This window comes from Mycobacterium sp. (genome assembly GCF_032162105.1).
In the GTDB taxonomy this organism is placed as follows: Bacteria; Actinomycetota; Actinomycetes; order Mycobacteriales; family Mycobacteriaceae; genus Mycobacterium.
In genome coordinates this window covers 1-2,884 of sequence record NZ_JAVRPS010000534.1, presented here as the reverse complement: position 1 = coordinate 2,884, position 2,884 = coordinate 1, and the positions used below count along the sequence as shown (strand labels likewise).

Genomic DNA, 2,884 nt, shown 5'->3' with positions numbered 1-2,884 from the left:
CGTCCTGGAGTTTCTGATGCGCCACCGCGGCACTGTCGTCACCAAGGCCGAGATCGTCCGGTCGGTGTGGGACACGAACTTCGACGGTGACGACAACATCGTCGAGGTCTACATCGGTTACCTGCGGCGAAAGATCGGCTTACCGCTCTCGGGTCAGGTCATCGAGACGGTGCGCGGTGTCGGATACCGGCTCGTCGACGAGTAGCGGTAAACGGACGACGAATCGCGCTCCCCCGCTGGATGACTCGCCGACGGTGACCGTGCCGTGATGCGCGTCCGCGATCTGGGCCACGATGGACAACCCGAGGCCTGCGCCCCCGGACTCGCGGGTCCTTGGCGAATCCAGGCGGACGAAGCGGTCGAATATCCGACGTCGGTCCGCCACCGGTATGCCCGGACCGTCGTCGGCGACGACGATCTGGGCCCGGGCAGCTACCGGCGCACATTGAAGTCGAATACCACTGTGCCCGTAACGGATTGCGTTGTCGACGAGGTTTCGCACCAGTCGTGAGAGGGCCCGCGGATCGCCGCTCACCCGAACGTGGCTGATCTCGGTGGTTACGTGCAAGCCAGTGATAGCGCGAACGCGATCCGCTTCGGCGTACACGATGTCGTCGAGATCCACGTCGATCGCAACGTGAACATCGGTGTGCTCATCGGCGCGCGCCAGCAGCAGCAGGTCTTCCACCAGACGTCGCATCCGGTGAGCTTCCGGGAGCAGCGACTCGTCGATGACCGCCTGGTCGAGGAACTCGGGACGGCCGTGGGCGAGTTCAAGTGCCGCGATGATCGTAGAGAGTGGACTTCTCAGCTCGTGCGACGCATCGCTGACGAACCGCCGCTGAGCTGTCTGGCCGGACTCGAGCCGGTCCAGCATGTCGTTCATCGTCACCGCCAGTCTGCCCACCTCATCGTCGGCCGGCGGTACCGGAATCCGTTCATCGAGCTTGCCACTGGTCACCGATGACACTCGCGCTCGAATGCGCTCGACGGGCTGCAGCGCTATGCCCACCAACCGATAGGTCCCGAAGACCACCAGCGCCACCACGATCGGACCACTGATCGCCAAGAGTACGGCGACCGTCGTAGCAACAGTCTCGACGGGTTCACGATCTGCTCCGACCAGAACCGTTACCGGCCCTGAGGGCGTCTGCGCTCCAGCCCCGATGACCCAGAAGTCGTCGTTGGCACTGAGCGCTATCCGTCCGAGAGACGTCCGCGATCCCGGTGCAATCTGCGCCGATGACACCGGCAGGTTGGGGCTGCCCGCCGATGCATTAGTGATCTTCCCACTGCGATCGACGACCTGCACCATGCCCACCTGGCTATCGGTGGCCAGCATCGCTCGGTCGAGATCTGCTGCCGGCTCGGTCCTCAGCTGTTCGACTACCTGATCGGCTCGAGCGTCGGCCGTCGACTTCGCCGAGGTCGCCAGTGATTGGAATAGAACCACCAGGAGGGCGCCACCGGCGAGCATCAGGCACAGCGTCACGACCACGGTCGCGGCAACGGTGGTCCGGGTGCGGACCGTCCACTGCGATGGGGAGGCCAGCATCGACAGTGACGTCTTCACCTGTTCAGTGTGAACCTCAGCGTTTCCCGCCGAACACAGCCTTCAGCGTTCCTTCAGCGCAGCTGTCGATGCGACGGTGAAGACGACCACGACCAGCGGTCTGCCCGCCATGTCTACAGGGCTGCGGCTCTACATGATCCGCCCCGTTCGTCTGCATACCCCGACGCGAAAACCGACACGGAAACCACGGCAGAGATTGGGACGTCGATGGCGAACGTATGGCCGTTTTCGCCGGCCGCCACCAGGGCCTGATCGCGGCGGCCGTCGTAGACCGGGTCGTTCGACTCGACGGAATAGGAGACGATTTGGCCTGACGAGGCGACTATTCCTAGTTCGATCGTGTTGGTCGATCCCCGCGAATGGTAGAACGCGACGTCTGGCGGGCAGTCGCCGCCGCCGACACCGAGCGAATACCGCACGGCCGTGGTTGGCTGGGACGACCGATCCGCAGGCTTGCCGTCACCTGCGGGCGGCGCGCCGGCGCACGCCACAAGTGCAAGCGCGATTCCGATCACAATGACGACCGAGGCAAGTTTCCAAAAGTTATGTTCTGCAATGTCATTCGTCGCGTGGCGGCTCGGGCACCCAGTCGGGTTGTGGTCGTGAGTCATCTGCGTCACGCCATCGAACACCGTCATCCGCGGCACGACCACCTCCCGCGTTCGACATTAGTCTGTACCGCACCGCCTGAAGATCCACTGAGAACTCATTCCGCGGGTAAGGCGACGTAGTCCCCGCCGTCGGCGCTTGCCGTCCTCAGCGGAATTTCAGCGGTGGCGGCCGACCCTGATGCCATGGTGAGAAGCGGTCGGCACGCGGCACATCGCAGCCACGCGGGCCCGCGCACCGGCGCGCGTCGTGGCCAGCGATGGACGGCCTGCGGCGCAGCATTGGTAGTGATCGCTTCAACGGTGTTCATGGGGACACTGTTCGTTCAGATGGCGGTGGCGCCCGGTTACGCCACCTGGCAGGACAAGACGTCGACCCTCCTTCGCGCGGTCGGTATGGGTCCAGCGCTGGACCAGGTCGAGACCTGGCTCTATACGCGCTCCGCGCCCTCCGACACCCCGCCCGATCCTGCGTCGGTGACCGTGGCCGGGTCCAGGGCCAACGGCCCCGGTGCAGGACCCGGTTATCCGGGCCTGCCGACCCTGGCGCATACCGCGGACAATGCTGGCTGGCATGCCGTGGTCAGGGTGCCAGGCGGCCCTCCCGTGGTGTACACCGCGGTCACGCAGCCAGATCCCTTGCACCGCAGCATCGTCGTCGGCGTCGCTCTGGTGCGCTCGTCGGCGGTGCAGGCGCACCTCC

At 65.2% G+C, this 2,884-nt stretch carries 3 protein-coding genes and 1 pseudogene; 2 read left to right on the top strand and 2 right to left on the bottom strand.

Annotation, left to right across the window (positions count from 1 at the left end; translation table 11 throughout):
* Positions 1-205, top strand: a 205-nt coding sequence (locus QOC69_RS27435; RefSeq protein ID WP_526445619.1) for a winged helix-turn-helix domain-containing protein, incomplete at its 5' end; no start/stop codon positions are given.
* Here the strand turns inward: QOC69_RS27435 and QOC69_RS27430 are convergent.
* Together QOC69_RS27430 and QOC69_RS27425 are read right to left on the bottom strand one after the other, a co-directional pair.
* Entirely contained in the window at positions 140-1,555 is a 1,416-nt protein-coding gene (locus tag QOC69_RS27430; RefSeq protein ID WP_526445622.1) for a sensor histidine kinase, read from the bottom strand. The genes QOC69_RS27435 and QOC69_RS27430 overlap by 66 nt on opposite strands.
* 131 nt (positions 1,556-1,686) lie before the next feature.
* Positions 1,687-2,211 (bottom strand): hypothetical protein, encoded by a 525-nt coding sequence (locus QOC69_RS27425; protein ID WP_526445617.1) that lies wholly within the window; start codon positions 2,209-2,211, stop codon positions 1,687-1,689.
* A 258-nt stretch (positions 2,212-2,469) separates the two neighbouring features.
* On the opposite strand from QOC69_RS27425, the pseudogene QOC69_RS27420 reads away from it, so the two are divergent.
* Positions 2,470-2,884, top strand: a pseudogene (locus tag QOC69_RS27420) (hypothetical protein); the annotation flags it as partial.

What these genes read in the sequence shown, in the direction of transcription:
- QOC69_RS27430 (WP_526445622.1), bottom strand. Translation starts at nt 1,555, where the DNA reads ATGCTGGCCTCCCCATCGCAGTGGACGGTCCGCACCCGGACCACCGTT.
- QOC69_RS27425 (WP_526445617.1), bottom strand. Translation starts at nt 2,211, where the DNA reads ATGACGGTGTTCGATGGCGTGACGCAGATGACTCACGACCACAACCCG.